At 64.0% G+C, this 18,630-nt stretch carries 20 protein-coding genes; 12 read left to right on the top strand and 8 right to left on the bottom strand.

All coding sequences use genetic code 11. The annotated features are described in order from the left end of the window. Positions 1-88: 88 nt before the first annotated feature. The 3 genes from NCT32_RS16800 to NCT32_RS16790 all read right to left on the bottom strand — a co-directional run bounded on the left by NCT32_RS16800 (position 89) and on the right by NCT32_RS16790 (position 3,150). Positions 89-445 carry a hypothetical protein gene (locus NCT32_RS16800; RefSeq protein ID WP_061115904.1) on the bottom strand — a complete coding sequence of 119 codons (357 nt, stop codon included), beginning with the start codon at positions 443-445 and terminating at the stop codon, positions 89-91. A gap of 263 nt (positions 446-708) precedes the next feature. Next, entirely contained in the window at positions 709-1,605 is an 897-nt protein-coding gene (mmsB, locus tag NCT32_RS16795; RefSeq protein ID WP_061115905.1) for a 3-hydroxyisobutyrate dehydrogenase, read from the bottom strand. 12 nt (positions 1,606-1,617) lie between these two features. Further along, the gene (locus tag NCT32_RS16790; protein WP_061115906.1) at positions 1,618-3,150 is read right to left on the bottom strand and encodes a CoA-acylating methylmalonate-semialdehyde dehydrogenase; all 1,533 of its coding nucleotides are present in this window, start codon (positions 3,148-3,150) and stop codon (positions 1,618-1,620) included. Between the two features lie 215 nt (positions 3,151-3,365). Here NCT32_RS16790 and NCT32_RS16785 point away from each other — a divergent pair, with 215 nt between their 5' ends. From NCT32_RS16785 to infA, 6 genes are all read left to right on the top strand, one after another. Then, positions 3,366-4,325, top strand: a complete 960-nt coding sequence (locus NCT32_RS16785) for a LysR family transcriptional regulator (protein WP_061116101.1) — start codon at positions 3,366-3,368, stop codon at positions 4,323-4,325. Positions 4,326-4,606: 281 nt separating this feature from the next. Then, positions 4,607-5,557, top strand: coding sequence for a M23 family metallopeptidase (locus NCT32_RS16780; protein WP_086960672.1), 951 nt, complete (start codon positions 4,607-4,609; stop codon positions 5,555-5,557). Further along, positions 5,544-5,909: a hypothetical protein gene (locus NCT32_RS16775; RefSeq protein ID WP_061115908.1), complete on the top strand. Its 366-nt coding sequence runs from the start codon at positions 5,544-5,546 to the stop codon at positions 5,907-5,909. Before NCT32_RS16780 ends, NCT32_RS16775 begins: the two co-directional genes overlap by 14 nt. Before the next feature lie 58 nt (positions 5,910-5,967). Continuing rightward, the gene (locus NCT32_RS16770) at positions 5,968-6,402 is read left to right on the top strand and encodes a polymer-forming cytoskeletal protein (RefSeq protein WP_061115909.1); all 435 of its coding nucleotides are present in this window, start codon (positions 5,968-5,970) and stop codon (positions 6,400-6,402) included. A 165-nt stretch (positions 6,403-6,567) separates the two neighbouring features. Then, complete coding sequence (gene corA / locus NCT32_RS16765) at positions 6,568-7,545, top strand: magnesium/cobalt transporter CorA (protein ID WP_061115910.1); 978 nt, start codon at positions 6,568-6,570, stop codon at positions 7,543-7,545. A gap of 451 nt (positions 7,546-7,996) precedes the next feature. After that, positions 7,997-8,263 carry a translation initiation factor IF-1 gene (gene infA, locus NCT32_RS16760; RefSeq protein ID WP_061115911.1) on the top strand — a complete coding sequence of 89 codons (267 nt, stop codon included), beginning with the start codon at positions 7,997-7,999 and terminating at the stop codon, positions 8,261-8,263. A gap of 163 nt (positions 8,264-8,426) precedes the next feature. On the opposite strand, the gene NCT32_RS16755 is transcribed toward infA, so the two are convergent. The 3 genes from NCT32_RS16755 to zwf are packed head-to-tail and all read right to left on the bottom strand — an operon-like array spanning position 8,427 to position 11,736. Beyond that, positions 8,427-9,311 carry a Cof-type HAD-IIB family hydrolase gene (locus tag NCT32_RS16755; RefSeq protein ID WP_061115912.1) on the bottom strand — a complete coding sequence of 295 codons (885 nt, stop codon included), beginning with the start codon at positions 9,309-9,311 and terminating at the stop codon, positions 8,427-8,429. Beyond that, the gene (locus NCT32_RS16750; RefSeq protein WP_061115913.1) at positions 9,311-10,132 is read right to left on the bottom strand and encodes an ROK family protein; all 822 of its coding nucleotides are present in this window, start codon (positions 10,130-10,132) and stop codon (positions 9,311-9,313) included. Before NCT32_RS16750 ends, NCT32_RS16755 begins: the two co-directional genes overlap by 1 nt. Positions 10,133-10,170: 38 nt before the next feature. Further along, positions 10,171-11,736: a glucose-6-phosphate dehydrogenase gene (gene zwf / locus NCT32_RS16745; RefSeq protein ID WP_061115914.1), complete on the bottom strand. Its 1,566-nt coding sequence runs from the start codon at positions 11,734-11,736 to the stop codon at positions 10,171-10,173. 207 nt (positions 11,737-11,943) lie between these two features. On the opposite strand from zwf, the gene NCT32_RS16740 reads away from it, so the two are divergent. The 6 genes from NCT32_RS16740 to NCT32_RS16715 all read left to right on the top strand — a co-directional run bounded on the left by NCT32_RS16740 (position 11,944) and on the right by NCT32_RS16715 (position 16,438). After that, positions 11,944-12,780 carry an arylamine N-acetyltransferase gene (locus NCT32_RS16740; protein WP_061115915.1) on the top strand — a complete coding sequence of 279 codons (837 nt, stop codon included), beginning with the start codon at positions 11,944-11,946 and terminating at the stop codon, positions 12,778-12,780. Positions 12,781-12,828: 48 nt separating this feature from the next. Then, complete coding sequence (locus tag NCT32_RS16735) at positions 12,829-14,532, top strand: penicillin-binding protein 2 (protein ID WP_061115916.1); 1,704 nt, start codon at positions 12,829-12,831, stop codon at positions 14,530-14,532. A 126-nt stretch (positions 14,533-14,658) separates the two neighbouring features. Then, positions 14,659-15,024 carry a hypothetical protein gene (locus NCT32_RS16730; protein WP_061115917.1) on the top strand — a complete coding sequence of 122 codons (366 nt, stop codon included), beginning with the start codon at positions 14,659-14,661 and terminating at the stop codon, positions 15,022-15,024. Between the two features lie 11 nt (positions 15,025-15,035). Beyond that, positions 15,036-15,326, top strand: a complete 291-nt coding sequence (locus NCT32_RS16725) for a hypothetical protein (protein ID WP_061115918.1) — start codon at positions 15,036-15,038, stop codon at positions 15,324-15,326. 237 nt (positions 15,327-15,563) lie between these two features. Beyond that, positions 15,564-15,926: a hypothetical protein gene (locus tag NCT32_RS16720; protein ID WP_250490446.1), complete on the top strand. Its 363-nt coding sequence runs from the start codon at positions 15,564-15,566 to the stop codon at positions 15,924-15,926. A gap of 179 nt (positions 15,927-16,105) precedes the next feature. Further along, positions 16,106-16,438: a hypothetical protein gene (locus tag NCT32_RS16715; RefSeq protein ID WP_061115920.1), complete on the top strand. Its 333-nt coding sequence runs from the start codon at positions 16,106-16,108 to the stop codon at positions 16,436-16,438. A gap of 36 nt (positions 16,439-16,474) precedes the next feature. Here the strand turns inward: NCT32_RS16715 and NCT32_RS16710 are convergent, their stop codons facing one another. Further along, positions 16,475-17,332, bottom strand: coding sequence for a formate/nitrite transporter family protein (locus NCT32_RS16710; protein WP_061115921.1), 858 nt, complete (start codon positions 17,330-17,332; stop codon positions 16,475-16,477). Positions 17,333-17,415: 83 nt separating this feature from the next. Beyond that, entirely contained in the window at positions 17,416-18,483 is a 1,068-nt protein-coding gene (locus NCT32_RS16705) for a HoxN/HupN/NixA family nickel/cobalt transporter (RefSeq protein WP_061116102.1), read from the bottom strand. Positions 18,484-18,630 lie beyond the last annotated feature (147 nt).

Raw genomic sequence — 18,630 nt, 5'->3', positions numbered from 1 at the left:
ATCCGCGAGTAGCAGCACAAAAAATAAAACGCCGGCTGCTTGCAGCCGGCGTTTCGTCTTCCGAATCAGGCGTGAGAACCGTTACCGTTCAGCTCCCGCTCAGACCGTATTGCAGCGCAAGGTCGAAGCCCAGCACCACCAGCGAGCAGAACAGACCCAGCGACAGATTCGCCAGCCGGTGGCCGACGTCCTTGTGCCTCGTCAGAACAGCGCCCGCGAGGAACGCGATTTCCACGATAACCTGCATGCAGAACACGGCGATCATCAACGCGAACTCGTAACCCATCGAGCTGAAGTTCATGAAGTTGAAGCCGTTCACCGCCACCCAAGACCCCACTCGCCAAGCTTCGTATGCCAATAGCAGCAACGGGAAGAAATAGCTGGCTACATAAGTCGGCACCGTGGCGTGCCGCAATTCCATATTTAAGTGACGTGTTACTTGCATCGCGTACTCCTCATCTGATTGCCCGAAAACGACGGGCGTTCTACCTGCACCGTGGCGCAACCGGAGCGTTCAAACCGAACGGCAGACGGGCGTCGTGCTTTCAGAATAGGACAATTTTCGGGAAAGCGAATCATCGTATTCCCGATGATCGCACCCAGTAAGGCGCTACGCGACGCATTGTGCAGTGCAACTGAACAACGCAGTTATATAGCCTGCGAATTCGGCACGTGCGTGCGTGCCGAATTCGTACTTGGTTGAATTCCTTACTGGCCGCTTTGTTGCTTGGCGTATAGCTTGATGATGCCCGAAAAATCGAGTCCGCCTAATCCCTGCTGGCTCATAGACTGATACAACTGTTGTGCCAGGGCGCCCATGAATACCGGCTGCCTTGCAGCGCGCGCCGCATCGACGGCAAGCCCGAGGTCCTTCAACATCAGATCCGCGCCGAAGCCGCCCGAATACCCGCGCGACGCGGGCGCCGTTTCGACGATGCCCGGATAGGGATTACACGTATCCGAACTCCAGCAACGTCCGGTCGATGTGTTGACGATGCTCGCGAGTTTCGTCGGATCGATTCCGAGCGTTTCGCCGAGCTTCATCGCCTCCGCGACGCCGATCATGGAAATCCCGAGCAGCAGGTTGTTGCAGATCTTCGCGATCTGGCCGGTGCCAGTTTCGCCGCAACGCACCATGTTTTTGCCCATGCCGGAAAGGACGGGACGAAGCGTTTCGAAGAGGGCCTCGTCGGCGCCGACCATGAATGTCAGCGTCCCCGCCTGTGCCCCGACGACGCCCCCGGAAACGGGCGCATCCGCGAACGGATTGCCCTGCTTCGCCGCCGCTTCACCGATGAGTCTGGCGGTGGCCGGATCGATCGTGCTGCTGTCGACGAGCGGCACGCCCCTCGCGACACCGGCAAGCACGCCGTCGCCGCTCAAGTACACCGCCTTCACATGCTGCGCTGCGGGAAGCATCGTGATGACGACTTCCGCGCCCTCGGCCGCCGCGCGCGGCGATGCGGCCAGCGTTGCGCCCACCGCCTTCGCCGCGTCCAGCGCCGCGGGCACGAGATCGAACGCCGTCACCGCGTGCCCGGCTTTCAGAAGATTGGCGGCCATCGGGCCACCCATGTGCCCCAGGCCGATAAAACCTGTCTTCATCGCCGTCTCCTTTTATCGCAGCGAGATGGTCGTGTTGACGCCGTCGTTCACCGTGGCGTCGTCGAACCAGCGCGCGGTGACGGTCTTCGTCTGCGTGTAGAACTGCACGACCTGCTTGCCGTACGGACCGAGATCGCCCAGCTTCGAGCCGCGCGAGCCGGTGAAGCTGAACGCCGGGACCGGCACCGGAATCGGAATATTGATGCCCACCTGGCCGATGTCGATCTCGCTCTGAAACTTGCGTGCCGCAGCGCCGCTCTGCGTGAAGAGCCCGACGCCGTTGCCCATCGGATTGCGATTGACGAGCGCGATCGCGTCATCGAGCGTGTCGGCCTCGACCACGCACAGCACCGGGCCGAAGATCTCGGTCTTGTAGATCGACATGCCGGTATCGACGTTCGTGAAAATCGTCGGCCCGATGAAGTTGCCGTTCTCGTAGCCCTTCACGTCGATGCCGCGGCCATCGAGCGCGAGCGTCGCACCCTCCTCGACGCCCTTGCCGATCAGCCCGAGAACGCGCTCCTTCGCCGCCTTCGAGACGACCGGGCCGACGTCCGTGTTCGGTTCGATGCCCGCATTGACCTTGAGCGTCTTCGCGCGTTCGACGAGCTCCGGCACCCAGTCCTTCGACGCTCCGACGAACACCGCCACCGACGTCGCCATGCAGCGCTGCCCCGCCGCGCCGAAACCCGCGCCAGCGAGCGCGTTGAGCGTCTGCTCCTTGTTCGCGTCGGGCAGCACGACGGCGTGATTCTTCGCGCCCATCATCGACTGGACGCGCTTGCCGTGCTGACTCGCGAGGTTATACACATGCGTGCCCACGGCCGTCGAACCGACGAACGAGATCGCCTTGATGTCGGGATGCGTGCAGATCGCATCCACGACTTCCTTGCCGCCATGCACGACGTTGAGCACGCCCGGCGGCACGCCGGCTTCGATCGCGAGCTCGACGAGCTCCATCGTCGAAAGCGGATCCTGTTCCGACGGCTTCAGCACGAAGGTGTTGCCGCAGACGATCGCCATCGGGAACATCCACAGGGGGATCATCGCGGGGAAGTTGAAGGGCGTAATGCCCGCGCAGACGCCGATCGGCTGGCGCAGCGTATATGTATCGACGCCGCCCGCGACGTTCTCGGAGAATTCGCCTTGCTGCAAAGTGCTGATCGAGCACGCATGTTCGACGACTTCGAGGCCGCGGAAGATGTCGCCCTCGGCATCGGCCAGCGTCTTGCCCTGCTCGGCCGTAAGCGTCTGCGCAATGCGCTTCTGGTTCTGACGCACGAGATCCTGAAACTTCAGCATGAGACGCATGCGCACGCCGAGCGGCGTCGTACGCCAGGTCTGAAACGCCTTCTGCGCGGCGGCTACGGCGGCATTCACTTCGTCCATCGTCGCGAAGGGCACGCGGCCCACCACGTCCTGCGTCGCGGGATTGACGATGTCCCGCCATTCCGTCGTCTTCGAATCGACGAACTGGCCGTCGATCAGCAGCTTGGCCGTACGGACGGACGCCTTCTGCGCCGGATGTTCAGCAGCGATATTCACGAGTCACTCCTTGTCTGGAAAGTTGCAAACGCGGGTTGGGATGACGGACGAAGACGCGGGGACGGGACGCCGTTGCGGCGCCGAGGGGATAGGCATGTCGTCTCCGTTTATGAGAAATCGGCCTGCACTGCTGCACGCTCGTTTCCTTGAGTATAGTTATGCAAAAGTCCATCATGGCACCATAAAAACACCCGATCGATATGCAAAAAGACGCCATGCAAACCGCCAAGTTCGACCTCTCCCGGCTCAACTGGGACGATCTGCGCTTCTTCCTCGAAGTTGCCCGCACGCAGCGCGCGAGCGGCGCGGCAAAGCGCCTGGGCGTCGATTACACGACGGTCGCGCGGCGCGTGCGTGCGCTCGAAGACGCGCTCGGCACGCTCCTGTTCGACAAGTCGCGTAGCGGCGGATTCATTCTGACGGCCGAGGGCCAGCGGCTGCTCGGCTTCGTCGACTCGATCGAGACGACGGTGCAGTCCGCCACCGAGCAGATCGCCAATACGGGTCACGCGCTGTCGGGGCATGTGCGCGTCGGCTCGACCGAAGGTTTCGGCTGCTTTTTTCTCGCGCCGCAGCTCGCGCGCTTTCAGGACGCGCATCCGAACATTTCCATCGATCTCTTGCCGGTGCCGCATTTCGTGAGCCTCTCCAAGCGCGAAGCGGATATCGCCGTGACGCTCGAACGGCCCGAGCAGGGCCAGTACGTCTATACGAAGCTCTGCGAATACCGCCTCAAGCTATACGCGACCGCCGAGTATCTGGACGCGCACGAGCCGATCCGCACGAGCGACGATCTGCGTCATCATCGCTTCGCGAGTTATATCGACGATCTCGCGTTCAGCTACGAACTGCTGTATCTCGAGCGCGCGGTGCCGGGCGCGGTGTCGCGCTGGCGCAGCACGAGCGCGATCGCCCAATATTTCGCCGCGCTGCAGGGCCGCGCGCTCGCGATCCTGCCGTGCTTCATGACCTCGCCCGATCCGCGCTTCGTCCCGGTGCTGCCGGACGACATCGTCGTGACGCGCGCCTTCTATCTGTCCTGCCGCGAAGACCTGCGCAAGCTCAAGCGCATCACGGCCGTCTGGGATTACCTGCGCGCGGCGGCCGAGGCAAATCGCGCATTCCTGATGGGCGACGGCACGCAGATGGCTTGGGTGGACGTCAAGTCATCCTGATCAAACACGCTTTTTGACGGCCATACGGATCAAACGTGGTAAGCGCCGACGCCCTCCGAACATCACAAAATTTGGCAAAAGGAATTCGTGTAATTTTGATTCGATATCCTGTTGAAACGTCACCTGGGGCACAGGGTCGGGCATAATCGCCGCCGGTCTTTTCGTTTTGCCGTGGAGAGCGCGGCGCACTCCATCCCCGTGATTTTTCTTAGTCTTTCTCCCGCCGGCCGTACGGGCCGCCTCGCGCGCTGATGGCTTTCGTCATCTGGTCGCGGCGGACCATGTCCCGCCAGCGCATCCGCTTCGTCGAGGCGCGCACGGCGCGCGCCATCGCCATCATCGGCGCCATCACGCTTCTGATCGCCGCGCTGGCGCTCGGCATCGCGATCGGCACGATGTTCGCCCGCAGCCATCTCGGCGAGGAGCAGGCGCTGATGTCGCGCCGCTCCTATGAGATCGAAGCGCTCGGCCGCCTCAATGCCGCGCTGATCGAGCTCGCGCCGCGCGTCGAAGGGCTGTCCGCGCAAGTAAACGAGCTTCACGATTTCGACATGCGTCTGAAGGCTGCGCACGGCGCAAGCAATACCTCCGGCGTGCACGAGGTCCCGCCGCTGCCCGACAGCGAGGAACCGGCCTCGTCGCTCGACGGCGCTGGTGGGCCGGCGCTGCCGCCGCGCCTGTGCGATACCGGCCGCGCGGGGTCCGGCGCGCCGCGGCAGCGCCTGAAGAGCACGCAGCGCATCATCGATTGTTTGAACGACGAAGTCTCGCAACTCGAAACGCAGACGCTCGCGCGCTATGCCGCGTACATGGCGTTTCCCGGCCGCGATCCGGCGCCTGGCACGCGCAATGGCTCGCCTTACGGCAATCGTCTGGATCCGTTCACCGGGCACCTGAGCTTTCATCCCGGGCTCGATCTCGTGGCCCCGAGCGGCACGCCCATCCTCGCGAGCGCGGGCGGACGCGTCGTGCAGGCTGGAGAGCGCAATGGCTATGGCAACGCGGTCGATATCCGCCACGGCGACGGCATGGTGACGCGTTACGGACATGCGTCGCGCCTCCTCGTGAAAACCGGCGACTACGTGATGCCCGGGCAGGAGATCGCGGAAATCGGCTCGACCGGACGCTCCACGGGCCCGCATCTGCATTTCGAAGTGATCCTCGACGGCGCGCAGATCAATCCTTCTCCCTACCTCGCGCTCTTCAAGCGCAAGCCGAATGCGCAAAGTTGATTCGAAGCGGCTGTCGCTGCAACTGACTCGCCAGTCCTATTCGCTTACGCCCAAGCGTGGCGCGGGCATCTGGCTCGGCCTGATCGCGGCCGTGTGCGCGATCGCGGCGCTGGCTGCCGCGGGCTTCGCGCTCAAACGCTCGAACGAGGACGCCCACAAGCTGGACGCGCTCTGCGCGCCGCCCGCTTCCGAGCAGACGCTGCGCGATCAGCTCGTGCACGCGCAACTCGCGCTCGAACAGGAAGCGGCGAGCCGCACGGCGCTGGAGCAGCGCGTGAAGGACGGCACGGCCGAGATTCAGCGGCTGCAAACCGACCTCGCTTTCCTCAGGAAACAGCACAAACCCGATTGAGCGCCACGCTCCACGCGCTCGCTTCGTGCAACCCCTTACCGCATCGCAAGGACTCGACATGTTTTCATCGAAGAAGGATTCCAACGGAATCAAGATGGCCAAGCTCGCGACGCTCGTCGCGCACAACGTTCATATCTCGGGCGATCTCGAGTTCAGCGAGGGCCTGCGCATGGACGGCCAGGTGACAGGCAATGTGAGCGGCCGTCCGGGCGAAGAAACGCTGCTCGTCGTGAGCGACCAGGGTGCGATTCGCGGCAATGTGAGCGCCTACGACGTCATCATCAACGGCTGCGTGACGGGCGATGTCACCGTTGCGCATTTCGTCGAACTTCAGTCGAATGCGCGGGTGCTGGGCAACATCTACTATCAGCAGTTGCGCATGGATATCGGCGCGACTGTCGAAGGCAAGCTCACCAAGTTCGATTCGCAGTCCGCGCATGTTCCGACGCTGCCGGCGCCGCCCGGATACAGCATCGACCTCGCGACGAACTGACTGCCGGCAAGGGCGCCGCCCGACCGGCGCTCGTTGGCAACGGCGCACCTATCCGGCTAAGATTCGGTGGATGAAGGCCACGCGCTCGCGCCCACGCGAATCACGCGACTTCGAGCGCCCATCGACGCGTGGCCGGTGATATCGGAATAACTATAAGGGCGCCCCATGCTGGTCAATTGCGCGGCTTATCAAAACGGCCGAAAACTCGCGGATGTGCATATCGACGATATCAATGCATACCGCGATCTGCCCGACTCTTTCATTTGGGTTGCATTGAAGGAACCCGGTCCCGGCGAGCTCGCGCACATGACGCATCAGTTCGGCCTGCATGAACTGGCGGTTGAAGATGCGCAGCACGGGCATCAACGGCCGAAGATCGAGGAATACGGCGATTCGCTGTTCGCGGTATTCCACACAGTCGAGTTCGATGAAGAAGGCGAAGTGCTCGTCGGCGAGATGAACGTGTTCGTCGGCAAGAACTACGTGCTCTCGGTGCGCAATCGCACGACGCAAGGTTTTCAGGAAGTTCGGAAGCGCTGCGAGCGCGAGCCGCATCTGCTCAAGCATGGTCCGGCCTTCGTGATGTACGCGCTGCTCGATGCCGTCGTTGACCGATACTTTCCCGTGCTGGAGACGCTCGGCGCGGAAGTCGACGAAGTTGAAGAGCGCATCTTCGAGCAGAAAGGTTCGGTGGAATCCCGCGAGATCATCGAAGATCTCTACTCGTTGAAGCGCCGCATGACGATCCTCCAGCACCACACCGCGCCGCTGCTCGAAGCCGTCAGCAAACTGTATGGCGGGCGCTCGCCGGGCGTCTGTTCAGGCATGCAGGAATACTTCCGCGATGTGTACGACCACTTGCTGCGCATCGTGAAGACGATTGAGGGGCGTCGTGAAATGATCGTCACGGCGATTCAGGTGAATCTCGGCCTGATCGCGCTCGCGGAAAGCGAAGTGACCAAGCGCCTCGGCTCGTTCGCGGCGCTCTTTGCGGTGCCGACGATGATCGCCGGCATCTACGGCATGAACTTCAAGTCGATTCCGGAACTCGATTGGGTCTACGGTTATCCGACGTGTCTCGCCGTTATGCTGATCGTCGATGTCGTGCTCTACTGGCGGTTCAAGAAGGCCGGCTGGCTGTAAGAAGTGTCTTTCAGGAACCTTCGGTCGAATTTCGTTGTCTAATCAAGCGATTTGCGGGAGAATGCGGTGTGGCCTTGCAAACCGGCCCATCGACCGCACATGACGTGAACGCACGTCGCATTTTCATCGCTTTTCGTTTCAAACCGCACGTCGGCCTTGCTTTTTTGCCGATGTCGCCGTCCCGGTCATGCCGGCCACGGCGCGCCGCATCTGCGGTTCGCTTGTCCTCCGGCCTATGCCGTCAAGCTCACAATGAGCCTGAATAGAGACGCGGCGCGCTCCGATCGCACGTTTGATCGTGCTGGGCGTGCCAGGCCACGCTTTGCATCGCCTCTCACGTTTCGTAGCGACGCCGCCTGAGGGCAGCGGCGCTCGACACTTCATCGGCGTTGATTGCGCGTCTCGCAGGATGCGCGGCAGCACCCACTACTATTGACCACAGGAGCCCCATATGGCGAAAGAAGAACTCATCGAACTCGACGGCATCGTTGACGAAGTGCTTCCCGACAGCCGCTATCGCGTGACGCTGGACAACGGCGTCGTCGTGGGCGCGTACGCCTCGGGCCGCATGCGCAAGAACCACATCCGCATTCTGGCCGGCGACCGCGTGACGCTGGAACTGTCGGTGTATGACCTGACGAAGGGCCGCATCAACTTCCGTCACAAGGACGAGCGCGCAAGCGGCGGCGGCCAGCGTGCACCGATGCGCCGTCGTTGATGCCTCACTGTCTTATCTGATTCATCCGCAACCGGCGTGGGCCTGATCCGCAGCGCACGCTCCTGAATCGACTCGCGGATCATCCTGTACTTCGACGCGGCCGCATGCCCCGCGCCTGGCCGTTCCGGCTGCGCGACGCGTCGATGCCCTTTCCCGCCATACGTCAAGCCGCACCCCGCGCCGCCAGCAGCGCGCCGATGCCGATCGCGAAGCCGTCCTCGTCGTTGCTCTTCGAGACCAGGCTCGCCTGACGCTGCACGGCGTCGGATGCCTGCCCCATCGCGATCGATACCCCCGCAATCTCGAACATCGCCACGTCGTTGCCCATGTCGCCGAGCACGGCCACGCGCTCGAGCGGCACGCCGGCGAACCGCGCGAGCTCGCGCACCGCGGTGCCCTTGTTCGCCTCCAGGCTCGTGATGTCGAGATAGTAGGTCTGAGAGCGCGCGGCATGACCACGGCCTTCGAGCTGCTGCTGCAGACCGCTTTCCACACGCGCGAGCAGCGCAGTATCGGCCGTCGAGCCGACGATCTTGTCGACCGCATCGAGATCGACATCGTCGAAGCGCGTGACAAGCACGCCCTCGTAGCCGACCGTGCGCGTTTCGAGCGGCACATACGTGCCTTCGGGATTCGTCAGATACCACGCATCGTCGATGAACACCCACGCGTCGACATTCGCGGCGGCGAGCGCCTCCAGCGCGGTCTGCACGACATCTCGCGGCAGTTTGTGCGACGACAGCACTTCCCACGTGCCCGGCCGGACCAGACTGCCGCCGTTGTACGACGCATAAGGCATGTCGACCGTGAGCGCCTCCACGATATGCCGCATGCCTTTGCCCGGCCGGCTGCTGGCCACCGTGAAGCGCACGCCGGCGTCGCGCAGGCGGCGCACCGCGTCCTTGGCGGGCTGGCCGAGCGCCTTGTCGGTGTAGAGCAGCGTGCCGTCGCAATCGGTGACGACGAGCTCCGCGCGAGCGAGCGTATCGAAGGCCGCGGTGCCGTCGCCCGTCGCGCTGTGCAGGCCGTATTTGCCTCGAGCGTTCATTAGTGCGCCCCTTCATGCTGATTGAAGTGCGGCAACTGCCGCGTCTCGCGCACCGAGCGCGGATGCCACAGCCGCGCGCCGCCTTCGATGCCCGCCGCGTTCGACACGATCGCCACGTTTTCCGGCAGCTTGAACCTGACGTGCGCCGCATTGCCGCCGCCGATCCAGAGCTTGTCGTAGTTCACGAGCGTCGCAAGAATGCCGATGATCTTCTCCACGCGCCGGCTCCAGCGTTTCTTGCCCGCCTTCTCGCGCGCCGCGTTGCCGATGTACTCGTCGTAGGTCTTGTCCTTCGCGACCGGATGATGCGCGAGCTCGAGATGCGGCATCAGCTCGCCATCGCGAAAGAGCGCGGTGCCCGCGCCGGTGCCGAGCGTCAACACCATCTCGATGCCGCGCCCTTCGATCGCCGCGAGCCCCTGCATCTCGGCATCGTTGATCATGCGCGCCGGCATGCCGCCCAAGCGCTCGGAAATCAGTTGCGCGAGCGGCACGCCACGCCAGGCCGGCGTGCCGAGATTGGGCGCGGTCAGCACGACGTTTTCGCGCACGACGCCCGGAAAGCCGATGGAAATATGCGTCGGCGGCTCCGCGACGATCGGCGTGACCAGTTCGATGAGCATTTCGACGACCACGTCGGGCTTCGCCGGATGCGGCGTCGCCACGCGCACGCGGTCGCTCTTCATCTCGCCATCCTCGGAGATGACAGCCGCCTTCAACCCGGTCCCGCCGATATCGATCGCGAGGATGCGTTCGGCCTTGATCGCGAGTTTGTCCGCCGAGACATGCGTTTTCTGTTTGGTTTTCGACTCTGTGCTCACGCTCGTTGTCCTTGTGGTTGCGTTCCGGTTGGATGAGTTCAGTCCTTCTTGCGCGTATCGGTCAGCGCGCGCCAGGTGCGGCCGTCCTGCGCCAGCAGTTGATCCGACTCCGCCGGCCCCGCGCTGCCCGCCGCATAACCGTGTACGGCAAGCGGGCTCTCCGGATGCAGCACGCGATCCACCGCCGCCCACGCCGTCTCGATGCTGTCCGCGCGCTGAAAAAGCGTTGCGTCGCCGAGCATGCAGTCGTAGAGCAGCGTCTCGTAGCCGACGTTCGCCCGCTCCGCGAAGAAATCGGCGTAGTTGAAGGCCGAGCGCACCTTGCCGATCTGCATCACCGGCCCCGGCACCTTCACGTTGAAGTCGAACGTCGTGCCGTGCGCCGGGTCGATGCGCAGCGTGAAGACGTTCGGCGTGAGCGCATCGACGGGCGTGTCGCGAAACAGCAGGAACGGCACGGCTTTCAGTTGCACCGAGATCTCCGTGCGCCGCTCGGTCAGCCGCTTGCCGGTGCGCAGATAGAACGGCACGCCCGCCCAGCGCCAGTTCTCGACATACACGCGCGCCGCCGCATAGGTCTCCGTGCGGCTGTCCTTCGCGACGCCCGCCTCTTCCCTGTAGCCCGGCCCGGCGGGTCCGGCTTCATACTGGCCGAGCACGACATCGTTCGCCGTGAGTGGACGGAGCGCATCGAAGACTTCGGCTTTGCGGTCACGCACGGATTCGGCATCGAAGGAATTGGGCGGCTCCATCGCCACCATGCCGAGCAACTGGAAAAGATGGTTCGGCAGCATGTCGCGAAACGCGCCCGTCTGCTCGTAGAACTTGCCGCGCCCTTCCACGCCGATCGTCTCCGCCGCCGTGATCTGCACGTTATCGATGTATTCGCGCCGCCAGACAGGTTCGAACATCGCGTTGGCGAAGCGCACGGCGAGGATGCTCTGCACCGTGTCCTTGCCGAGAAAATGGTCGATGCGATACACCTGCGACTCGCCCGCATAGTTGAGGATGCAGGCGTTGAGCGCCCGTGCCGACGCCAGATCGGTCCCGAACGGCTTCTCGATGACGAGCCGCCTGAAGTTGCCATCCTTCTCTTCGAGCAGGCCGGCCGCGCCGAGATGCTCGATGATCGGCTGAAAAAATCGCGCCCCCACCGCGAGATAGAACACGACGTTGCCCGCCTTCGCTTTCGCGAGCCGCGCCTTGAGCCGCGCGAAGGTTTCGTCTTCCTCGAATTCGCCCGGAAAGTACTCGAGCCGTCCGACGACCCAGTTCCACGCCGCTTCGTTCAACTGCGACGTGTGGAAGGTGGCGGCCTTGTCGGCGGCGAAGGCGCGCAGCGACTGCGTGAGCTCGTCGCGCCATTCGGACGTCTCGCGCTCGCCGTGGTTCACCCCGATGATCTCCATGCCGTCGTCGAGTAACTTGTCGGCAGACAGGTTGTAGAGCGACGGCATCAGGAGCCGCTTGGTGAGATCGCCGCCGGCTCCGAAAATCACGAGCGTGCATGGCGGCGCAGGTTGCTTGCCGGCGCATGTCGCGCTCGCCGGGTTCGCGGGATTCGCTTCGTTCGATTGATTCGCTTCGTTCGATTCCTTCGGCATGGCGTATCGCCCCTTGTCAGTTGCGCGTGAACCTGGAAAGACCTTCATCGATGCGGCACAGTTCATTTCGATGTCGCGCCGCAAGCCCGCGCGCCGAAACCGTATGCTTTTTGTAATTTATGAGCTTTCGTGTCGTAAAATATGCGCGCTCGGCGCCCGCGCTGGCGGACCTTGCGACATCGAAGCCGACTCGAGGCCTGGACTCCCATGAACGCACACGACAATTCAATCGACCTTGCCGCGTACTTCGAGCGCATCGGCTTTTCCGGACCCGCACGGCCGGCGCCGACGCTCGACACGCTGCGCACGCTGCATCTGCTTCATCCGCAGACCATTCCTTTCGAAAACCTCGACGTGCTGATCGGACGCCCGGTCAGGCTCGATCTCGAATCGATCCAGCGCAAACTCGTCGCAAGTCGGCGCGGCGGTTACTGCTACGAGCATAATCTGCTGTTTCGCAGCGTACTGCAGACGCTGGGTTTTCGCGTCCGCAGCTTCGCGGCCCGCGTCCTATGGGGCCGGGAGACGCCGGAAATGCCGGCGCGCACGCACATGCTCCTGCTCGTCGATCTCGACGAAGGCACCTTCGTCACCGATGTCGGTTTCGGCGGCATGACGCTGTCCGCACCGCTCGCACTCCAGACGGGCCTCGAGCAGATCACGCCGCACGGCGCTTTCCGCCTCGACGACGCCGGCGGCGAGCCTTCAGGGTTCGTTCTGCAGGCGCTCGTCAACGGTTCATGGACGCGCGTCTATCGCTTCGACCTCGACCCGCAGTATGACGTCGACTACGAGATGGCCAACCATTTCGTGTCCACTTACCCGCAGTCGATCTTCCTGCACAACCTGCTGGCCGCGCGTCTCGCGCCGGGCAAGCGCTTCGGTCTGCTCAACCGGCGCCTCTCGGTGCACGACGAACGCGAAGGCAGCGATCATCGCGCGCTCGGCAACGTCGCCGACCTGCGCCGTACGCTCGAAAACGAGATCGGCATTCGTCTGCCGGATAGCGCCGGTCTCGACGCCGCGCTCGCCCGTCTGCCCTGAAACGCGGACACTGCGGCCGGCACAACCAAGCTTAATCACAAGACAACGATGTTCAAGAACAAGACGCGCGGCGGCAGCGATTTCCAGACGCATCACCGCAGCACGGTGCTCGCGAACCGGCTGCCCGAATGGCGCTCGCGCCTCGTCGTGATCGGCATGACCGCGGCCTTCCTGTCGCTCGCCGGGCGCGCGCTGTGGGTGCAGGTCATCGACCACAAGTTTTATCTCGGCGAAGGCCAGAAGCGCTACCAGCGCACGCTGGCGCTTTCGGCGACGCGCGGGCGCATCGTCGATCGGAACGGGGCGATGCTCGCCGTGAGCCTCGCCACCTACGAAGTCTGGGCGACGCCCAAGTTGTTCGACGGCGACCACGGCAACGAGATCGCGCGCCTGCTCGACATGCCGCCGAAGGACTTGCAGCGGCGCATCGACGCGAACCGCGCGTTCGTCCTGCTCAAGCGTCAGGTCGAAGCCGAGACCGCCGAGCGGATCGCGACGATCGGACGCGCGGGCATCACGCTCGTGCCGGACACGAAGCGCTTCTATCCCGAAGGCGAATCGGCGGCGCACGTCGTCGGCTTCACCAATAACGAGGATCACGGCCAGGAAGGCGTCGAGCTCGCCGCGGATACTCGCCTGACGGGCGAAGCGGGCCAGCGCGAGGTGATTCGCGACCGCCTCGGACGCGTGGTCTCGCAAATCGGCGAGCCGGCCATGCCGCAGAACGGCGAGACCATTCAACTGACGATCGACCGGCGCATCCAGCAGCTCGCGCATTCGCAACTGAAGTCGGCGATCGTGAAGCACAAGGCCCGCGCGGGCAGCGTCGTCGTGCTCGACGCGAAGAACGGCGAGGTGCTCGCGCTCGCCAACTACCCGAGCTTCGATCCGAATGATCGCTCGCGTCTCACCGGCGAGCAGTTGCGCAACCGCGCGCTCACCGACACCTTCGAGCCCGGCTCGACGATCAAGCCGCTCGTCGCCGCATTGTCGATCGATCTGGGGAAGGTACGCCCGGACACGCGCATCGACACGGCGCCAGGCACGTTCAAGCTCGGCCCGAACGTGATCCACGACACATCGAACCACGGCGTCATCACCGTGGCCGAGGCGGTGCAGATGTCCAGCAACGTCGCGCTTACGAAGCTCGCGCTGCAACTTCCCGCGCAGACGATCTGGGACAAGTACCGCGAATACGGCATCGGCCGCGCGCCCGAGCTGACATTTCCCGGCGCGGCGACCGGCCGCCTGCGCTCGCCCGAGCGCTGGAAGCCGATCGAGCAGGCGACGATGGCCTATGGCTACGGCCTCTCGCTCTCGCTCCTGCAGATCGCGCAAATCTATACCGCCTATGCCGGCGACGGACGCTTTCATCCGGCCACGCTGATTCAGGGCGAATCACGCGGCGACGCCATGCAGGTGACGAAGCCCGCGACCGCGAAGGCCGTGCGCAACATGCTCGAAATGGCGATCGGCGACCACGGCACGGGGCGCGCCGCGGCGGTCGAGGGCTATCGCGTCGGCGGCAAGACCGGCACGGCGCGCAAGCAGGTCGGGCGTTCGTACGCGGCGAACAAGTACCGGGCGTCGTTCGTGGGCATTGCGCCGATGAGCGATCCGCGCGTGATCGTCGCGGTGATGATCGACGAGCCCACGGGCGGCACCTACTACGGCGGCACGGTGGCGGGGCCGGTGTTCTCCGGCATCGTCGGCGGGACGCTGCCGCTGCTCGGCGTTCCGCCCGACGCCTGAGCCGCCGCGCAGGCGGGCGCGGGCCTTGCTGCACCGGTCAGGCGCACCCCCGCGAACCTGCCCGGACTGTAAAGGGCTTATGCTCTAATGTCGTGTCCGGCACCAAGAGATCAAACGGGAAAGACCATGAAAAAACTCGCCGCGGCGCTCGCGTTGCCTGTGCTTTTCGCCGCTTGCGCACAGTTTCATAACGAAGACGCGGGACAACCCGAAGTCGAGAAGTCATCGACTGACAACAAGGTGAACGGCATCGTCCAGTGCATCGCCGACGAGGCGAAGAAGCACGACGCCAAATTCCAGAAGACGGCCATTCCGCAAGGCGTGATGCTCGAATTCGGCGATTCGAACGTGATCAAGGTCCGTTACGACAACGGCGAGACCACGTATCGCTTCTATCCGGGGCAGCGTCATCCGTCGAATCTGTGGATCGAGGGCGCGGGCAAGAAATGCGCGCCGGCCGACGCGACCGCCCACGACGAACCCCAGAAATAAGCAGGCACATCATGCGCTCGACCAAAGCCATCGGGGCCGTGGAACGGCTCAAGACACGCAGCGGCAACGCGAACTACGCGGCCATCTCGATGCCGGGCGGGCTCTTCTATCTCGCCGAGCGCTCGGCCGAAGGCTCGAAAAAGCTCTCCGATCCCATGCCGATGGACGAGTTCGTCGCGTTCGTCAATGCGCGCGAGCCAGGCAAGCCGCGCAAGGTGAGCAAGCTCGATCTCGCGATGGAAGAGCAGATCGGCCGCAGCGGAAAGCGCACGGCGAAAGCGCCCGCCGAAGGCGCCGAATAAGGGTCGTTGTCTCGTCGTCCCGATCGATCCGCGCCGCCCTGGCGCGGCGCAACATCGAAATCCCCGCTTCCTCACATGAATGTGCGATGACAGACGGAGCCTGCAGGCTTGCGTTGCGTACATTTTTGCTAACGATCGAACTCGCTGAGACGGGTAACGATCGGTCTACCGAAGAAAAGAGCAAGGGCCGCCCGCAACGCTACAAAAAAATGCGCGGGTGAACGGGGTGCCTGGACGGTGCGCGTGTCCGATGTCGGGACCACGCGCCGTATGGCCGAGAGGAAGACCAGAAAAATGAAGAAGAAAAGCGAGACCAAGGGCAGCCTTTTGCCCTCGGCGATGGCGGACGTCGAGCTTCAACACATCGAGCGCGCGCTCGCGCAACTCCGCACCATGCACAAACAATCTTCCGGCACGCTCAACGTCGAGTACTGGCGCGAGCGTCTTACCGCGGTGATGAAGGGTTACGCGCTCGTGCCCGCGCAGAAACAGCGCATCGAGGCGCTGCGCATCGCGCTCGACACGGTAGACAACGGCCCCCGCGACGGCTCCGGCAGCCGCAGGAAGTCGACCAACAGGCTTTGGGCGAAAGCGGCCTGACAACCGCTTTCGCCGCTCGCGCCGCGGCGCGATTCCGTCGTTCACGCCCGCGTTTCGTGACGAGCCGGGCGTGCAGCGGTGCTCGAACTTTCGACTCCGATGCATTGCGGACGCGTCCGGCCGCCGCCGGGCACCGTTCATGCTCGATAGCAAGTCCTTCGATCATGCCGGGAGTTGTCATGTCCACAGTTCGTCACGACCACGCGCGCGCCTCGCGCCGGCCCGGTCCGCTGCTCGCGAATGCCGTCCTCGCCAGTCTCATGGCAGCGTTCAGCACGTACGGGGTCGCGCAGATCACGAACGGCGGCGGCGCCGGCAATCAGGACAATCGTCAGTCCGATTCGACATCGAGCGCCGCTCCGTCGGGCACCGCCATGCATGAATCGCAGAAACCGCAGTCGAAGGATGCCGCCAAGGGCCGCGCCGCGACCGCGGGCAAGGATCGCAAGTCCGAGGGCAGCGGCGGCTTCAATAACGGCCTGTACGGCACGGGCGCGGGCAGCAACAAGTAAGGGCGATCGTCTTCGATCGCGGCGTGCTCGCGGCACTCAGATTTCCGGCGCGATCGCCGCATGATTGATGATCGCGACGAGCGACACGCCGCCGATCACGTTGCCGATGAACGTCGGCACGAGAAACACGAAAAAGTAGTCGGGGATGCTGGCCGCGCCGATCATCACCGCGTACGCCGCTTCGACCGATCCCGCGATGACGTGCGTGAGCTTGCTCACCGCGACCGTGTACGTCACGAGCAGGATGGTCAGGAGACGCCCCGAGCGCGCGCTCGGCAGGAGCCAAACCATGAGCGCGATCAGCCAGCCGGAGAACACGCCGCGCACGACGGTCACGCCGAACTCGGCGGAAAGCGGCGTCATCGCGACCTTGGCGAGCGCATCGATCACTTCTGGCGCGAATACGCCGCGAATCTGCAGGATGGCGGCGAAGATCGCCGTGCCGACGAGGTTGAAGAAGAGCACGATCGCCCAGAGACGCAGCGTCTTGAACAAGGTCACGAGATCGCGCCGCGTGAGCACGGGCAGCACCGCCGTGAGCGTGCTTTCGGTAAAGAGCTGCTGACGTCCGAGGATGACGAAGACGAAGCCGATCGTATAGCCGAAGCTCGAGATGAGGCCGCGCCATGCCGTGTCCGGCAGCGCGCCTTCGAGGATCGACTGGACGAGAAAGGAGAAGCCCATCGAGAGGCCGGCGGCGAGCGCCGACCACATCAGCGCGGCGAACGTGCGCTCCATCGCGACTTCGCCTTCCTCGCGCACGATCTCATGGATGACGAGCGGATGCGGCGCCGAGTGTTCGGCGGCCTGTTCCTGTTCGGCGCTATCGAGGTGCGGCGAGTCCGCTCCAGCGGAATTCCCCTTGGCGGAGTCGCCGGCTTGCGGCTCGTTCATGTTCGTTCTCCCTGAACGCCGCTCGATACGGAGAGTGGATGAGCGGCTGAGGCATTGACGAAGCACGAACGATGCCCATGACGCTAGCGGGCGATGGTGCGGTCGATCGAGTCATAGCCGCGCCACTTGTAAATGAGCGCGGAAACCAGCCAGCACGCGGCGAAGATCGCAACGATTCCATAGCCGAGCATCCCGAAGTGCTCGGACAGCGACGCGCCCATGTCCCACAGTCCGCCCTTCAGTTGCAGCCGGTCCGCGATCAGCCCGAGCGCCTCGATGCCGCCGACGAGCAACGCGATCAGCACCGACACGAGCGTGACGGTGAGGTTGTAGTAGAGCTTGCGGATCGGTTTCGTGAACGCCCAGCCGTAGGCGCCCGTCATCAGGAGGCTGTCCGCGGTATCGATGAGCGACATGCCGGCCGTGAAGAGCACCGGAAACACGAGAATCGACCAGACCGGCATGCCGCGCGCGGCTTCGGCGGCCGCGATGCCCATTAGACCAATTTCGGTGGCCGTGTCGAAGCCGAGCCCGAACAGAAAGCCGAGCGGATACATGTGCCAGCTCTTGCCGATCAGCCTGAAGAGCGGCCGCGCGATGCGCGCGAGCGGTCCGCCGCCGACCGCGAGCATGTCGATGTCTTCGTCGCGGCAGGACTCGCCGCGCCGCACGCGTCTGAATGCGCGCCACACGCCGCGCAGCACGAAGAGGTTCATCGCAGCGATGGCGAACAGGAATAGCGACGACACCGACGTGCCGATGATCCCGCCGATCTCGCGAAACTCGGTGAAGCGGCCCTGCACGGCCATCGCGGTCGCGGCGATCAGCGCGGTGGCCGCGACGACGATCGTCGAATGTCCGAGCGAAAAAAAGAATCCGGCGAAGAGCGGCCGCTTGCCTTCCTGCATCAGCTTGCGGGTGACGTTGTCGATCGCGGCGATATGGTCGGCGTCGACCGCATGACGCAGCCCGAGCGAATACGCGAGCAGCGATGTGCCGAGCAACAGCGGATAGTGGCGGAACGCGGCGAGCGCCCAGAGCCACGCGAACACGTTGAAGGCGATCAGGCCGGCGATGAGACGCGCGGATTTGCGCGGCGATTTTCGATGCGTCGGATGCGACGCGGAAGCGGGCTCGAACGATTCGGTCATAGGCGCGCGCATGCGGTATTGAAGTAATCAAGGATACCGTGGGCGAATGCGTGGCCAAAAATCGGCCGCATCGACGAATGCTTATTGCGCCGATCGCGCAATCCTTAGCCGAATTCCTTGGTTGGGACGGGCAAGCGGCGCCGCTAG

This window comes from Caballeronia sp. INML2 (assembly GCF_023631365.1).
GTDB lineage: Bacteria > Pseudomonadota > Gammaproteobacteria > Burkholderiales > Burkholderiaceae > Caballeronia > Caballeronia turbans.
Note: the sequence above shows the minus strand (reverse complement) of the source record. Positions and strands in the feature narration are given on the sequence as shown.